This window comes from Streptomyces sp. NPDC050743, from assembly GCF_044456925.1.
In the GTDB taxonomy this organism is placed as follows: Bacteria; Actinomycetota; Actinomycetes; order Streptomycetales; family Streptomycetaceae; genus Streptomyces.
Genome location: NZ_JBITGJ010000011.1, coordinates 1 through 13,964, shown reverse-complemented (window position 1 = coordinate 13,964; position 13,964 = coordinate 1). Strand labels below are relative to the sequence as shown.

Annotated in this window: 14 protein-coding genes and 1 pseudogene; 5 read left to right on the top strand and 10 right to left on the bottom strand. The window is 68.6% G+C overall.

The genetic code is table 11. From position 1 onward, the window contains the following. Window positions 1–31: 31 nt before the first annotated feature. On the bottom strand, window positions 32–445 hold the full coding sequence (locus tag ACIBJF_RS14175; protein ID WP_399173984.1) for a PAS domain-containing protein: 414 nt from the start codon (window positions 443–445) through the stop codon (window positions 32–34). Between the two features lie 83 nt (window positions 446–528). Beyond that, window positions 529–1,023, bottom strand: a complete 495-nt coding sequence (locus tag ACIBJF_RS14170; protein WP_399173983.1) for a DUF5994 family protein — start codon at window positions 1,021–1,023, stop codon at window positions 529–531. A gap of 247 nt (window positions 1,024–1,270) precedes the next feature. Between ACIBJF_RS14170 and ACIBJF_RS14165 the strand changes: the two genes are divergently transcribed. Beyond that, complete coding sequence (locus tag ACIBJF_RS14165) at window positions 1,271–1,759, top strand: GNAT family N-acetyltransferase (RefSeq protein WP_399173982.1); 489 nt, start codon at window positions 1,271–1,273, stop codon at window positions 1,757–1,759. A gap of 225 nt (window positions 1,760–1,984) precedes the next feature. On the opposite strand, the gene ACIBJF_RS14160 is transcribed toward ACIBJF_RS14165, so the two are convergent. Together ACIBJF_RS14160 and ACIBJF_RS14155 are read right to left on the bottom strand one after the other, a co-directional pair. Beyond that, entirely contained in the window at window positions 1,985–3,670 is a 1,686-nt protein-coding gene (locus tag ACIBJF_RS14160) for a ribonuclease J (RefSeq protein WP_399173981.1), read from the bottom strand. A 388-nt stretch (window positions 3,671–4,058) separates the two neighbouring features. Continuing rightward, on the bottom strand, window positions 4,059–4,250 hold the full coding sequence (locus tag ACIBJF_RS14155) for a hypothetical protein (RefSeq protein WP_399173979.1): 192 nt from the start codon (window positions 4,248–4,250) through the stop codon (window positions 4,059–4,061). A gap of 551 nt (window positions 4,251–4,801) precedes the next feature. On the opposite strand from ACIBJF_RS14155, the gene ACIBJF_RS14150 reads away from it, so the two are divergent. Together ACIBJF_RS14150 and ACIBJF_RS14145 are read left to right on the top strand one after the other, a co-directional pair. Then, window positions 4,802–4,966, top strand: a complete 165-nt coding sequence (locus ACIBJF_RS14150; RefSeq protein ID WP_014670850.1) for a hypothetical protein — start codon at window positions 4,802–4,804, stop codon at window positions 4,964–4,966. A gap of 582 nt (window positions 4,967–5,548) precedes the next feature. Continuing rightward, complete coding sequence (locus ACIBJF_RS14145; protein WP_399173978.1) at window positions 5,549–5,824, top strand: hypothetical protein; 276 nt, start codon at window positions 5,549–5,551, stop codon at window positions 5,822–5,824. A gap of 709 nt (window positions 5,825–6,533) precedes the next feature. On the opposite strand, the gene ACIBJF_RS14140 is transcribed toward ACIBJF_RS14145, so the two are convergent. From ACIBJF_RS14140 to ACIBJF_RS14120, 5 genes are all read right to left on the bottom strand, one after another. After that, window positions 6,534–6,689, bottom strand: coding sequence for a hypothetical protein (locus ACIBJF_RS14140; protein WP_399173977.1), 156 nt, complete (start codon window positions 6,687–6,689; stop codon window positions 6,534–6,536). An 84-nt stretch (window positions 6,690–6,773) separates the two neighbouring features. Further along, a complete protein-coding gene (locus tag ACIBJF_RS14135; protein WP_263279980.1) occupies window positions 6,774–7,217 on the bottom strand; it encodes a PaaI family thioesterase in 444 nt (147 codons plus the stop codon). Between the two features lie 497 nt (window positions 7,218–7,714). Further along, complete coding sequence (locus ACIBJF_RS14130) at window positions 7,715–8,386, bottom strand: enoyl-CoA hydratase-related protein (protein ID WP_399173976.1); 672 nt, start codon at window positions 8,384–8,386, stop codon at window positions 7,715–7,717. Window positions 8,387–8,430: 44 nt separating this feature from the next. Continuing rightward, entirely contained in the window at window positions 8,431–9,123 is a 693-nt protein-coding gene (locus ACIBJF_RS14125; RefSeq protein ID WP_399173975.1) for a TetR/AcrR family transcriptional regulator, read from the bottom strand. 626 nt (window positions 9,124–9,749) lie between these two features. Next, window positions 9,750–10,631, bottom strand: a complete 882-nt coding sequence (locus ACIBJF_RS14120; protein ID WP_399173974.1) for an MBL fold metallo-hydrolase — start codon at window positions 10,629–10,631, stop codon at window positions 9,750–9,752. Window positions 10,632–11,255: 624 nt separating this feature from the next. Here ACIBJF_RS14120 and ACIBJF_RS14115 point away from each other — a divergent pair. Continuing rightward, window positions 11,256–11,393, top strand: coding sequence for a hypothetical protein (locus tag ACIBJF_RS14115; RefSeq protein ID WP_399173973.1), 138 nt, complete (start codon window positions 11,256–11,258; stop codon window positions 11,391–11,393). A gap of 484 nt (window positions 11,394–11,877) precedes the next feature. Continuing rightward, window positions 11,878–12,129: pseudogene (locus ACIBJF_RS14110) on the top strand (IS701 family transposase); the annotation flags it as partial. Window positions 12,130–12,143: 14 nt separating this feature from the next. On the opposite strand, the gene ACIBJF_RS14105 reads toward ACIBJF_RS14110, so the two are convergent. Then, window positions 12,144–13,847 carry a recombinase family protein gene (locus tag ACIBJF_RS14105; RefSeq protein ID WP_399173972.1) on the bottom strand — a complete coding sequence of 568 codons (1,704 nt, stop codon included), beginning with the start codon at window positions 13,845–13,847 and terminating at the stop codon, window positions 12,144–12,146. Window positions 13,848–13,964: the final 117 nt, after the last annotated feature.

Here is a 13,964-nt window from a genome sequence, read left to right as displayed (position 1 = left end):
ACGACCATGCCCTGGGAGACGCCGTCCTGCATCAGGGGAGTGGCCGACCAGGCGATCGGTACCAGCCGTCCGTCATCCCGCAGACACCTGCCGTCGTCCACGCGCGCCGAACGCCCCTCGCCGAGTGCCCGCAGCAACGGGCAGCGCTCTCGTGGGATCCGGGCGCCTCCCGGGTCCCGATGGCACAGGTCATGCAGTCCTGCCCGTACATCGCCGCTGCCGGGCGCCCCAGCAGCCGCTCGGCGGCCGGGTTGACCGCGACGATCCGCCCGGCCGGGTCGATCACCGTCACCGCCGTGCCCAGCTGCCCGACGACCCGATGCCACAGCCACGGTTCCGCTGGCGGCAGCCGCCGCTCCCGCTCTCCGCCGGGCCTCACGCCCTCCACCACGTCGCGCACCCCCTCGCGGGACACTCCGCCGCCGGGGCCCGGCCCCCGGGCCACCGGAACTCCGGTGAACCGATGGTCCCGTGGGAACCCGGCCGCACGGTTGTCACGATGATCCGCTGGGCGATCGGCGCGTGCCGCTACTCCGGCGGGCGGCTGGGGCGGGCCCGATCACTGCCGGTCTCGACCAGGATCTGCCCGGCCTGCCGGAGATTGCCGGTGCGGACCGCCTCGGCCATCGCGGCCCTCGCCGCGGGCGGGGGCGTTTCCGGCGGGATCACGAGCAGCGAGAAGAGGTCGCGGTCGCCACGGGTCACGAGGGCGGTGTCGTCACCTACGACTGAGGAGTCGATGCGCACGACGCGTCCGTCGACAGTCATCCGGGTCGGCAGCTCGTCCCAGGCGTCCCGGTCCAGGCCGACGCGGGCGATGGGGCCGAGCCGATCGGTCAGCGAGGCGATCAGGCCGGGCAGCTTGGCACCTGGGTTCCTTGAGCGGGGCCACCACGCCCCGTCGAAAACGCCCTCACGGTCGTGGGTCGTCGTGAGCCGCAGGAGTGCCGTTCCGGGGCGCAGGCATTCGTACACACCGTCCGCCAGTAGTCCTGCCGGGGGAGAGGGCTCGGAGACGGCCATGGAACTCACCTGCCTGTCGGTGCCGGCAGGCCGCCGACCGCCGATGGCGGTGAGTTAGCGACTGCCGCCGAGGGCATCACCGCCCTCGCTACCACGCTACTTTCCGCCCGGCCGCCGCCGTGTACCTCCCGGACGACCGCTTCGTCTCCACGCGCATGCCTCCGGCGGCTGGAGCGGTGCAGGAACGCCTGCCCGAGCAGCCGACCCCTCCGAACGAAGGCACCCCCTGGTGCGAAATACTCTCCCGATGAGTTCACGCACTTCCCCGATCAGTCAGCCGATCACCATACGGAGGGCCGTCGCGCGGGATGCCAAAAGGCTCACACGGCTAGTGCGTGGCTCAGGCGCCTACGAGGGTAAGTACGCAGCCGCAGTCGCGGGCTACCGGGTCGGCCCTGATTACATCGAGGCCCACCGCGCCTACGTAGCCGTCGGCTCCGACGAGCATGGAGGCCGGGTCCTCGGGTTCTACTCGCTCGTCCTCGCTCCACCGGAGCTCGACCTGCTGTTCGTCGCCGACGAAGCGCAAGGACGGGGTATTGGACGACTGCTCGTCGCGCACATGCAATCCGAGGCCCGTGCCGCCGGGCTCGACCGTGTCATGGTCGTGTCGCACCTTCCCGCCGAGGACTTCTACCACCGCGTCGGTGCCGTACGGATCGGGACCGCCCTCGCGAACCCGCCCGCGGTCCTGTGGGACCGTCCCCAATTCGAGTTTCGCATTCCTGCGGAATGACGCGGTGTGCCGGTTCGCAGGGCACCGGCTTCGCCTGCATGGCGCGCTCCGTGTCGGCCGTCGTCTCTGCCGTCGTCTCTGCCCTGGCGAGGGGATCGCCTGCGTCGGCGGCCTCTCCCTCACCCGAGGCCGACGATCTGGAAGAGGCGTGCGGCGGCCCCGCCCGGGGAGTCCGTCGCGGGCGGGGCCGCGGCCGGAACGGGGACCGTGCTGCCGGGCTGTGGCTCAGGCGTCGATGATGACGGGGATGATGAGGGGCTTGCGGCGATAGGTGCGGAACGCCCAGTTCGCCACGGCGCGGGCGAGGAGTTGTTCGAGTTGGCGCGCGTCCCCGACACCTTCCTCGGCCGCGGCGGCCAGGGTCTTCTCGATGACGGGGATGACCGGCTCGAAGGTGGCGTCGTCGTGGACGAAGCCGCGGGCCAGGAAGTCGGGGGCCTCGGCGAGGGCGCCGGTGTCCGCGTCGACGATCGCCACCACCGTGACCACGCCTTCGGCGGCGAGGGTAAGGCGGTCCTTGAGGGACGCTTCGGTGGCGCCGCCGACTTCCATGCCGTCCACGTAGACGTTGCCGGCGGGGACCTTGCCGGTGATGGACGCGCGTCCGTCGATCAGGTCGACGACGACGCCGTCCTCGGCGATGACGACCCGGTCGGGGTCGACACCGGTGCGGATGGCGAGGTCGGCGTTGGCCCGCAGGTGGCGCCATTCGCCGTGCACGGGCATGACGTTGCGGGGTTTGACGATGTTGTAGCAGTAGACGAGTTCGCCGGCGCTGGCGTGCCCGGAGACGTGCACCTTGGCGTTGCCCTTGTGGACCACGTGGGCGCCCCACCGGGTGAGTCCGTTGATCACCCGGTAGATGGCGTTCTCGTTGCCGGGGATGAGGGAGCTGGCGAGCAGGACGGTGTCGTCCTTGCCGATGCGGATCATGTGGTCGCGGTTGGCCATCCGTGACAGCGCGGCCATCGGTTCGCCCTGGGAGCCGGTGCACACCAGCGTGATCTTGTGGTCCGGGAGCTTCTCCAGCTCCTTCGTGCTCACGACCAGACCGGAGGGGACCTTCAGATAGCCCAGGTCACGGGCGATGCCCATGTTGCGGACCATCGACCGGCCGACGAAGGCGACCTTGCGGCCGTGCTGGTGGGCGGCGTCCAGGACCTGCTGGATGCGGTGCACATGGCTGGCGAAGCTGGAGACGATGACCCGGCGCGGCGCGGTGCGCATCACCTGCTCGATCGCCGGGTTCAGCTCTCGCTCGGAGGTGGTGAAGCCCGGTACTTCGGCGTTGGTGGAGTCGGTGAGGAACAGGTCCACGCCCTCCTCGCCGAGGCGGGCGAAGGCGCGCAGATCGGTAATGCGGTCGTCGAGAGGGAACTGGTCCATCTTGAAGTCGCCGGTGTGCAGCACCATCCCGGCCCGGGTGCGGATCGCGACCGCGAGGCTGTCGGGGATGGAGTGGTTGACCGCCACGAACTCGCAGTCGAAGGGCCCGAAGCCACGCCGGTCGCCCTCCCGCACTCGCACCGTGCGCGGCCGGATGCCGTGTTCTTTGAGCTTGGCCTCCAGGAACGCCAGCGTCAGCTTGGAGCCGACGACGGGAATGTCGGACCGCTCACGCAGCAGGTACGGCACGCCGCCGATGTGGTCCTCGTGACCGTGGGTGAGTACCACGGCCACGATGTCGTCCAGCCGGTCCCGGATCGAGGTGAAGTCCGGCAGGATCACGTCCACGCCGGGCTGGGTCTCCTCGGGGAACAGCACGCCGCAGTCGACGATGAGCAGCTTGCCCGCGTGCTCGAAGACGGTCATGTTGCGGCCGATCTCACCCAGGCCGCCCAGGGCGATGATCCGCAGCCCTCCTTCGGGAAGGGGCGGGGCGGCTTTCAGCTCGGGGTGCGGATGACTCATACCCTGACGGTACCCGGAGAACGGGACAGGGTGATCCCTTGCCTGTGGGATCCGACGAGTGCTCGATACCACCCGCGGCCGACGACGTACTGGCGCTCAGGTCGGCATCCGTCTCATCTGCCCGCTGCCCCGGCCCCAAGACAGAGGGCGGCGGCAACCGCAGCGACCGCCGCGGGTGCCGGGGTGCTTCGCGGGTCGTGCGGGCGGTGAGCACCCCGCCCGCGATCACACAGAAGGAGCAGGGCGAACCGACGGCCAGGGCATGCGCTCAGGCCGCTGAAGTATCGAGGTCGAACGTGATGTCGACCTTCGAAGTCCGTTGTGGTCGGCCAGAGCCACAGCTTCCGGCACTACTTCGCATCGAACGCGCTCGGTAACGGGATACCGATCACTGATGTGGCGGCGGGTCCTCGGCCCCTGCGGTGAAGGGCTCACTGACCACCTCGACGTCGAACCGTCGTCCCTGGCCTGACTTGTCGGCGAGCCGATCAGGAAGCATCTGGGCCATGCGCTGCGCGATCTCCGTCGGCGCATCCGGATCCGCCAGGAGAGCCACGACCGTAACGTCCTGAGACGACACCCGCATGACTCCTTATCGTCGGCTGCCCTCGCGATCGCACGTGGCCACAGGATGCCCCCGAGGTAACGCCGACGCCGCGTGACACGCTGGCCCCTGCCAGCATGTGCAGGCGGTACGGTCGGATCTCCTCGTCCTCCCCGTGCGGGTCCTGCTCCACCACGGGGCCACGGTTGCGTGCGCCACCACGGAACACCAGACTCCGCGCCACCCGGTCGGCACCGCACGCCGCGCCACCGGACACCCTGCTTCGGTGTCCTGCCCGGAAGTGCAGGCCGTTCACCGCCGGTTCTGGTGCTACCCGCTTGCGAGGTCCTGGGCTCACCGGTTCATCTCTGGTTTTCGTAGTTGATGCATTCGCATTTTCCCTGTGTGAGGGACCAGCGCCGGACAGCCTCGGCGCCGACGACCTGGCGACGGCCGATGGTGGGGGCTGACCGGTCGCGGATCGCCTCTCTGAACGACGCTGGATTGCCGTTCGCACGGTGAAGCCGCAGGTGTTCCACCACGGCCTGAGAGGGGAGGATGGACGTGAGCCACGAAGGAGGCCCGTCATGAAATCCGGAGCCCCTGATTACGACGCCTGGTACTCGCGCACACCCTCGCAGGCCGAGGGCGAGCGGGACGAGACGGACGAGCGTACCGCAACGGAACAGCACCCGGACGTCCCCCGGAGCGAGCCATCCCAGGCGGAGGGCGAGCGGGGCGACGACGCCTAGCGCCAGGACTACCCGTCGCCGGGGGCCGGGAGAGGGTGCACTTTTTCCGGCGCCGTCACCGGTTCCCGGCCCGCCTGCCGTCCAGCAGTCCGTGCAGGTGCGCGGCGGCGTTCTCGATGTCCGCGTATTTCTGCTGTCCGGCGCGTACCTCGGCAGAGAGCACACCGCAGCGGTGGACGCGCTCCGTAGGGGAACTTGTACCGGCCCTTGGTCTCCTCTCCCATCTCGTCATCGATGCCCAGGTACCATCTGGCGTACTCGTTGAATCCGTGCTCCTCGAGGTAGGCATTCTCGTCCGCTGCCGAAGGCCGGTGCTCGCTCCACTCATCCCGGTCGTCCAGGACGATCCGGCCCTCTTCGGTCAGTTTCTCTGCGTGGTTGAACGCCATCGCGTTCAGTCTCACCGTCATGCCGTTCACCGCCCCATCGACAGTCGTGTTCAGATGTCGACTGCTGCCGCCCGGATATCCTGTCGAGCCTGCCCCATCAGCTCGTTCAAGTCACCGACCTCAGGAGTGGGTTCCCGCGCGCGGCGCGTACCGTCCAGGCGTCGGCGCGGGCAGTTCCTTCTCCTCGCCGGGGATGGCCGGAACGACAGGCGCCGCGAGCCGCACCTCCGCCATGGCCGTGCAGCGCCTCGACGAGGAGATCGAAGAACTGGTCCGGGCCCTCGAAGAGAGCGGGCTCGCCACGCGCGAAGGGCTCGAGCAGGCTGTCCATGGCCGGTCGTGGGAACCCGGGCGCTTCGCAGGGACCTTCCTCGTGAACGCCGACGGCACGATTGCGTACCGTCGGACCGCGACACTGCCGCCGAACAGCTTCTCTCGTCAGGAACTGCTGAGCGCCCTGGACGACTGAGAGCGCCCCCTGGCCCGACGAGCCCCGACTCGTGCGCGACCAGCCAAAAGCCCGAGTGAGCCGGCCGAACCACGTATGAGTCCTGAAAAACATGGGAAAACTGCCCGAACAAGCGACTGGTTGTAAGGTGTGGAAACAGCCCTTGACCTGCAAAAGTGCAGGCAGGGAGCAGATAAACTGGGAGTTTCTCCGTGTTCCGTACCATGTTCAAATCCAAGATCTAGCGTTTGGGTGTTTCCTCAGGTCAGAGCCCTGATCGCCGCTTCTGGGTCAGCAAAAGGTCAGCATCAGGCAGGACGGTGTCCGGCTTGCTGACCTGTACCCGCGGCAGGGACCTGCTGCGCCGCCCGGCGCCCGCTTCAGGCCGAGTCGCTGCCCGCACCCGTACACGATTCGGTTCAGGGACGCTCTCGGCGAGCAGCGGGAAGAGGCCGGCTACGACACGCAGGACGACGCGGTCGAGCGCCTGACGCAGATCTACGCGGAGAAAAAGAACACGGCGCCATCCGTTGCCGAGGCCCGCCGGGAACTCGGTCAGCGGACCGTCGCGGAATCCGCGAAGCAGTGGCGGCCCCGGCCTGCGGGACGCCTATGGCAAGGGCGCTATGGCAGACGACCCTGTAAAGGGGGTCCAGGAACCGGAGTACGTCCGTGAGAAGGCGGTCATCCCATCCCTCGGCTATGTGAAAACGCCGCTGACCGTTGCGGATCACGTCCTCGCCCTCGACGAGCTGCGTGCCACGGCCGCCGAGAGATCGCCCAGCACAAGGAAGACGTCGAAGCTCTCGTCGGCGCCCTGCACCAGGCCACGGTCGAAAACCAGATCCTGCGCCAGCAGCTCGGGCAGCGCGCTGCCATCGTCCACGGGCTGCCCCCCTCAGCCTCGGCCGCCGACGGCCCACGCGGAACGTGACCTTCACGGCAGGTGAAGCCGACCTCGGCGAGCGACCTAAAGGATCATGCAGGTGGTGGTGGCGTGGGCGATCAGTTTGCCCTGGTCGTCTAGCACCTTGCCTTCAGCGGTCGCCGTACGGCGGCCAGCGTGGATGACGGTGCCCTCGGCGGTGAGGGTCTGGCCGTCGGTGCGGGCGGCGCGGATGTAGTTGACCTTGAGTTCGAGGGTGGTGTAGCCGGTGCCGGCGGGGAGGGTGGTGTGGACGGCGCAGCCCATGGCGGAGTCGAGGAGGGTGGCGGCGATGCCGCCGTGGACGGTGCCGAGAGGGTTGGCGAAGTCGGGGCGGGTGTCGAGGGAGATGACGATGCGGCCGTGGGCGACCTCGTCGAAGCGCATGCCGAGCAGGCGGCCGATGGAGGGGATGTCAGTGGGGCGTTCGGTCTGCACCCAGCGCATCAGTTCCAGGCCGGTCATGGCGGTGAGGTCGGTGGTGGTCACGGGTCGTTCTCCTTGCGTGGTGCTGGTGGTGCCGCCCCGAGGGGCAGGGTGTTCATCAGGCGGGGAGGGGCTGGACACGGGCCGGAACGTGCTTGTGCCAGGGGGTTCCGGCGATGGGGTCGCGCCAGGTGAGTCAGTGAGGGTGTTCAGGGCGACACCGGTGCGTTCGTTGCCGCCGTCTTGGGTGGGCAGGTCGAGGCCGAAGCCGTTCGGCAGGGCCGCGTGCCCGGGCTGCAGGCGGGCGTCGCTCTCGACCACCGCCTCAGCGGTGCCGCGCGACGCGGTGAGCTGGGTGAGGGCGTCGCTTCGGACAGGCCCAGCTGTTCGGCGTCGTGCGGGCTGACGCGCAGGGCGTCCTGTTGGTCGCGCTTGTGCCAGGTGTTGTCGCGGAAGATGGTGTTTGCGGTGAACGCCCTGATGCGGTGGGCAGTTGGGGCAGCCCGTGCCCCGGGGGACGGCGCCCGGGGCACGGCTTGGTGCGGTCGGTGAGGTGCTGGTCAGCCGAGCGGGTTGGTGGTGTCGCGCAGGGTGGCCAGGGCCGGTGCGTACATGCGGGCCTTGATGGTGCCGAGGGTGTCGCCGGCCTTGTTCACCTGTGCCTGGGCGATCTCGATCGCGGTGGAGCGCACGGCTTCCTCGGTGACGGCCTGGTCGACGATGCCGGTGGCCGCGGCGTCGGCGCCGCCGTAGCGGCGGGCGGTGATCATGGCCTCGTGCGCGGTCTGCGGCGCCAGCCGGGATTGGATGAGGGCGGCCATGCCGGGGGTGAAGGGGATGTTGATGTCCGCTTCCGGCAGGCACCAGTAGCCGCGGTCGGCGCGCATGACGCGGAAGTCGTGAGCGAGGGAGAACATCGCGCCGGCGGCGAAGGTGTGCCCCTGCAGCGCGGCCACCGTGATGACCGGCAGCGACAGCATCCGCGCGAACAGCTCATGGACGGTGACGACGTAGTCCTGATAGTGGTCGGTGTGGCCGGACAGCCAGTCCAGGTCGAGCCCGTTGGAGTAGAACTTGCCGGTGGCGGCGGTGACCAGGGCGCGAGGGCCTTCCGCCTTCTCCACCTCGTCGAGCGCGGCGCTGACGGCGGTGAGCCAGTCGGGGTGGAAGCGGTTCTCTCCGTCTCCCAGGTCGAGGACGAAGACGTTGTCCTGACGGTCGAGTGAGGGCATGGCGACTCCTTCGGGCTGAGCTGACTTGGACAAGCGACTGCGGGCTACGGCCGGGGACCGGATTCGGCACTGGGGCGGTCGCGCAGGGCGTGGAGGAGCAGGTCGTGGATCTCGGCGGCGGCTGCCTCGATCGGGGCGGTGCTCCGTTCGGCCCGGCACATGATCACCGCGCCTTCGACGGCGGCGATCATGAAGGCACCGAGTCGGCGGCTGCGTTCCTCGGTCAGGCCGTGCCGGGCGAGAAAAGCCGTGAGGGCCTCCTGCCAGCGGGCGAAGACTGCGGCGGCCGAGCGGGCAAGCTGGGGTGCATCGTCGTTGGTCTCCACGGCCACCGCCACGATCGGGCAGCCGGCCCGGAAGCCGCTCTCCACGAGCCGGTCACGCCACAGCCGGAAAAACGCGTCGACGGCCGCCACCGGGTCATCCACCTGCATCGCGGTTTCGATCAGCCCCGTGAGGAAGTCCCCCGCCAGTGCCAGCGCCTCCTCGATGAGCTGCGCCCGCCCGCCGGGGAAGTGGTGATACACCGAGCCCCGGGGAGCTCCGCTGTGGGCGAGCACACGGTCGATGCTGGTCGCGCTCGCACCGTATTCACGCAGCAGGGCTGCAGCACTGAGGACCATCCGGTCACGGCTTTCACTCCTGCGCGGGCTCATCTGCTCACCAGCTTCCCCATGGCCATACGGGCCACCAAACGGTCTACCTGTCAGTAACTTAAGGTGTATGCCATAGAACATGCAAGAGGGGTTGCGGGTCAGGACTCCGACGTCCCGGTCCAGGCCCTCACGCAGCCGCGCGTCCAGAGCCGGCAGCTACCCGTCGAGCCACTGCTCCTGCGGTTCTTCGCCGCCGCCAATGTCATTGCCAGTGTGGTGGCGGGCTTGGGGGCGGCGTTCATCGCGGACGACCCGGCAAAGGGGGTCCAGAAGCCGGAGTACGCCCGCGGGAAGGCGGTCATCCCGTCCCTCGACCATGTGAAAACGGCCCTGACCGCCGCGGATCACATCCTTGCTCTCGAGATCGTCATGATGGTGGGCTGCGGCTTGCGAAACGGGGAAGCCCGGGCAGTGAACGTCAACAACGTTGTGGCGGATGACGTCTACCGGGTGCAGAGCAGATCCACTCCAACACGCACTGCCGACGAAGCTGAAGCACCGCAAGGCAGGGGAGTTCCGAGAGGTTCCTCTGCCGCGCTCGCTGCGGGAAGCGAGGGAACGCCACGAGGAGAAGCACGGCACCACGAAAGACGGCTACCTGCTGCGCGGTCCGAGCGGCTCTTCATGGGCCGGGGCTCCGTCGTTCTCGCGGTTGGCCCGACGTGGCCGGTATGGGCCGTGGTGCCGGTGCCCGCGGGAGTGGTGTGTCACCACTCGATGGCGCGTCCGTCGACGGTCGTTCCGGGGTAGAGGTGTTCGGCAGTCAGGGCCAGCATGGTGGGATTGATGCGGTCCAGGTGGCGCAGCAGCATCAGATCGGCGAACTCCTTGGCGTGGCGGGCGACGGCGGCCACTTCCTCGGTGTCCTGCAGGTACTTGCGGGTCTCGTCCAGGTGGCGGGGGTCGTCGTCGTTGGCGGGGTTCTTGTGTCCGGCGACGACTGCGCGAGGGTGGACCGCAGCTATCTTGTCGATGGCGGCGATCCAGTCCGCGCGCCGCTCGGGCAGCGGCCGGGCCTTCTCGCCGCCGGCGAGGTAGGGGTGGACGCCGTTGTAGACGATGTCGCCCGCGACGACGAGGCCGATGGACGGCACGTGCACGAACGTGGTGTCCGGCCCGTCGCTGTCGCCGGCCTCGACGAACCGGACCTCCTCGCCCTCCAGGAGGAAGGTGTAGTCGTCGATCACCTCGGGCAGCACGATGTCCTTGACGATCTGGCCGGGAAACTGGCTGTTCCAGAACGCCATTCGCTTTCCGGCGGTGAACTCCGCCAGGGCCACGGTGCCCTCGGTGGCGATCATCCGCGCGTCGGGAAAGTGCTTGGCGACCTCGGAGAAACCGAACCAGTGGTCGCCGTGGCCGTGAGTGGTGTACATCGCGACCAGGTTCTTGCCCGAGGCCAGCACCCACTCGGCCACCTGCCGGGACTGCTCCTCCAGGTGCGGGGCGTCGATCAGGATGGCGTCCCGCTCCCCGTAGATGAGGGTCGCCGACATCGGGGACCAGGCCGGCAGCGGCCGGACCGAGGAACCATCGGGCAGGACCGCCCGGGGAGGAAGGGTGACGAGGACGTCGTATTCGAGAGCCATGATTGTCCGCTTTCTGCACTTTCAATGCTCTATTCCTATTTTTGCCAGACCATCCGAAATGGTTCCTGTCGGGTCGGTGAACTCGTTGTCGCCGAGTCTGTGGGGGCACGTGATGCGCCCCTCGGTGAGCGCCGCGTGTCTGGGCTGCGCGCGTAGTGTGCGGCGCTCGCAGTCATCGGCCGGAGCCGGCTCGGCGACAAGTTGTTGGTGGCGGTGACGGCAACGCATGATCAGGTGTGTGCTCTCGGCCGCGCCGAAATCCCCAAATGGAGTGGCTTGTTACCTGTCGGTGCACCGAGTGCGAGAGGCGCTCCTACCACCTCGCCTGGCCGCGGAGGACCGGTTGTGCCGTCGTGATCCGCCCCGATCTGCTGGAAGTCCTGGCTGAACGGGCGCCTGCAACCGTCGTCATCCGAGACTTTTTCATGCGCATTGGGTATGGCGAAGAGCGGAAATAGAGCGCAAGCGCTCGGTCGTGTGGTGGAGGAGCGCGTCGCGCCCTGGTCCTCTACCTCACCGCCGCTGACCCCAGTTGGCAACTTGCTCTGGATCTCTCGACTTACCTGATGACTCATCAGGTAAGTCAGCATCCAATCGGCATTGGACCGGGAGAGTCTTCCGTACATGCTCCTGGTCGACGGCTTCGCGGCAGCTTGTTTCGCGCAGATCGCGCAGGTGAGGAACCTGCTCGCCACGGCGCACGATGTTCTGGAAGGTCTTCGAGTCGAAGGTATGCCCGTGTACAGTGAACAACGCCTTTGACCTGCACAAAGCAGGCAGGGAGCCGTCTTCCAGGAGTCCAAAGTGCTGCGTACTCTGTTCAAGTCCAAGATCTAGCGTTTGGGTGTTTCCGCAGGTCAGAGCCTTGATCGCGGCCTCCAGGTCAGCAAAAGGTCAGCATCAGGCAGGACGGTGTCCGGCATACTGACCTGCGGCTGTGGCAGGGGCCTGCTGCCTCGCCCATCGCCCTGCTCGGAAGGCTTGATGCGTGGCTCGGTTCCGGGATGCCCTTGCTAAGCAGCGAGAAGAGGCCGGCTACGACACAGCGCGGTCCCGGAACGGATGAGGTAGAGGAAGAGGTCGTAGGCGCGCGAGCGGTCCGATGTCATGGCCGGCGCGAGGAGTTCGGGCTGCGCACTCGGAGAAGGGTTCGTCCTTCGGTTTGAGACTGAGGTCGAAGTAGAAGCGGAAGCGGCGGATCTCCGGGTTGGCGGCCAGGGAGCGCAGGAGTGTGCTCTTGCCACTCCCCGGACGACCGGTGACCAGGAAATGGAAGCGCCGTTCCCGCGGCACCGGGGCTCACGGCCTGCGGATCTGCGACTGGGCACGCGTCGAGGCGCGGCCCTGGCACCGGCCCGACCGCCGTCACTGGGTGATTGCCCGCCGCAGCGTCGCCCGCCCGCAGGAGATCTCCTACTACATCGCGTACTGCCCCGCCGAGACCACCCTGGACGAGCTGATCCGCATCGCGGGCAGCCGATGGGCCATCGAGATGTGTCAACCACAGTGCACTCATAAATGGGAACTGGCTGTTTGATCTCCGTCTTGGGCCGGGATGGGTGGCTCCGTGTCGGTCCAGCGTCGTCGGGTGTACCAGCCGGGCGGGCGGGTGCGTCGCTTGCGGAGTTCGGCGAGTTCGGTGGGTCCGGCGTGGAGGATCCAGCGGTAGGGGCGCCGGGACTCCTTGCGGGCGTTCACCCAGCCGCGGTAGATCCACGAGTAGAGGGTCACTGCGGGCATGTCGAGTTCGGCGGCGAGATCTTCCAGCCACCACTCATCGCGGCCGGGTTCTTCACCGGGGGCCGCGGCCGACCGGGAGCGGGCGGGCGGCAGGCAGCCGAGTTCGCGCAGGATCTCCTTGACCGCGCTGGCGCTGATCCGGTTCCCGCGTCCGCGGGCCGGGCGGAAGCCCTCCGCGTGCAGGCGCCGGGCGATCGCCTCGGCGCGATGTCCCTGCCCGGCCAGCTCGCGGACACGCTCCTTGATCTGCGGGAAGTAGCTGAGCTGTTGCAGGAGGGCGACGGGGCGGGCGGTCTCGCCGGTGGTGGTCCTGCCGCCGGCCCAGGTGATGGTGACGGTGACGCGTTCGCTGGTGCCCAGCACGGTGACGGTGACCTGCTCCACGAGCGCGCGGATGATCTCTTTGCGGTCGGCGGCGGTGGTCGTCGGCGCACTCCACAGGCCCGCGATGTCGCCGGCCAGCTCGGTGATGGCCCGCTGCTCGGCGGCGGTGAGGGTGCGCGGACGGGTCAGGGTGAAGCGGTCGTACTCCTCCTGCAGGGTCTGCTGGGTGGCAAGGGCCTGCTCCCAGTCCTTTTCCAACTGCCGTACGACCAAGCGGTTCTCGGGCTCGGCGAGACGGTAACAGCGCCGGGCCCGGTCGACACTGAGCGCGGCGCGTTCCAGCCGCTGAGACCACACTTTCTCCAGCTCGGCCCGTTCGGCCAGGACCTGCTCGGCCGCGCGTAAGGAGACCTGAAGCGACGCCGGGGCCAGCGCGGCCAGGACATGGGCGGTGACGAAGGCATCCACGCAGGCCCCGTTCAGTGCCTGGCAACGCTCCCCGGCCCCGTAGTCGGTCATCTGCCGGGCGCACACGTAGTCGGGGCGGGTGCTGCCCGCCTGCTGGTGGTAGCGCACGGTCATGCGCTTGCCGCAGCGGCCGCACCGCACCAGCCCGGCCAGCAGCGCGGGGCCGCTTCGGACGGCGCCGGGGGTCTCGGCCCGGGCGGCGTTGGCCTGAAGCCGGGCCAGATTGGCCCGGTACTGCTCGACGGTGATGTAAGCGGGCAGCGCGTCGGGGATGAACACCAGCCACTCGTCCTCACCGCGCACCACCCTGCCGGTGGAGGGGCGCCCCGGCTGCTGCCGGCGGTGCTCGACCCTGCGGCGCCCGTAGGCGTAGATCCCGGCATAGGCGGGGTTGTGCAGCAAGGTTTGCAGCGTCATCCGGTTCGGCCTTCGCCACTCCAGGGTGCCCTTGTCCGGTCCCTCGCGCAGCCGGATGCCCAACTGGATGTCGTGGTCGACGAGATAGCGAAGTACTGCGTGCAGCGTGCCGAGCCGTTCGAACTGTGTGAAGATCAGGCGGATGACGGTCTGCACCTGCTCGTCCGGGTCGAAGGCGACCTCCCCGGACGGGCGACGGACGTAGCCGCTGGGCAGCGGGAAGGCCAGCTCGCCGCGGCGGGCCTTGTTCAGGCGCCCGCTCCACATTCGCTGCTTGAGCAGGTGGAGTTCGGCCTGTCGGGTAGCCGGGGCACATTGCTGTGCCCCGGCCCCCTGAGAACCGTGCGGGCGGGTTGGCCCCGCACACGGCTCAAGCAGGCCCTA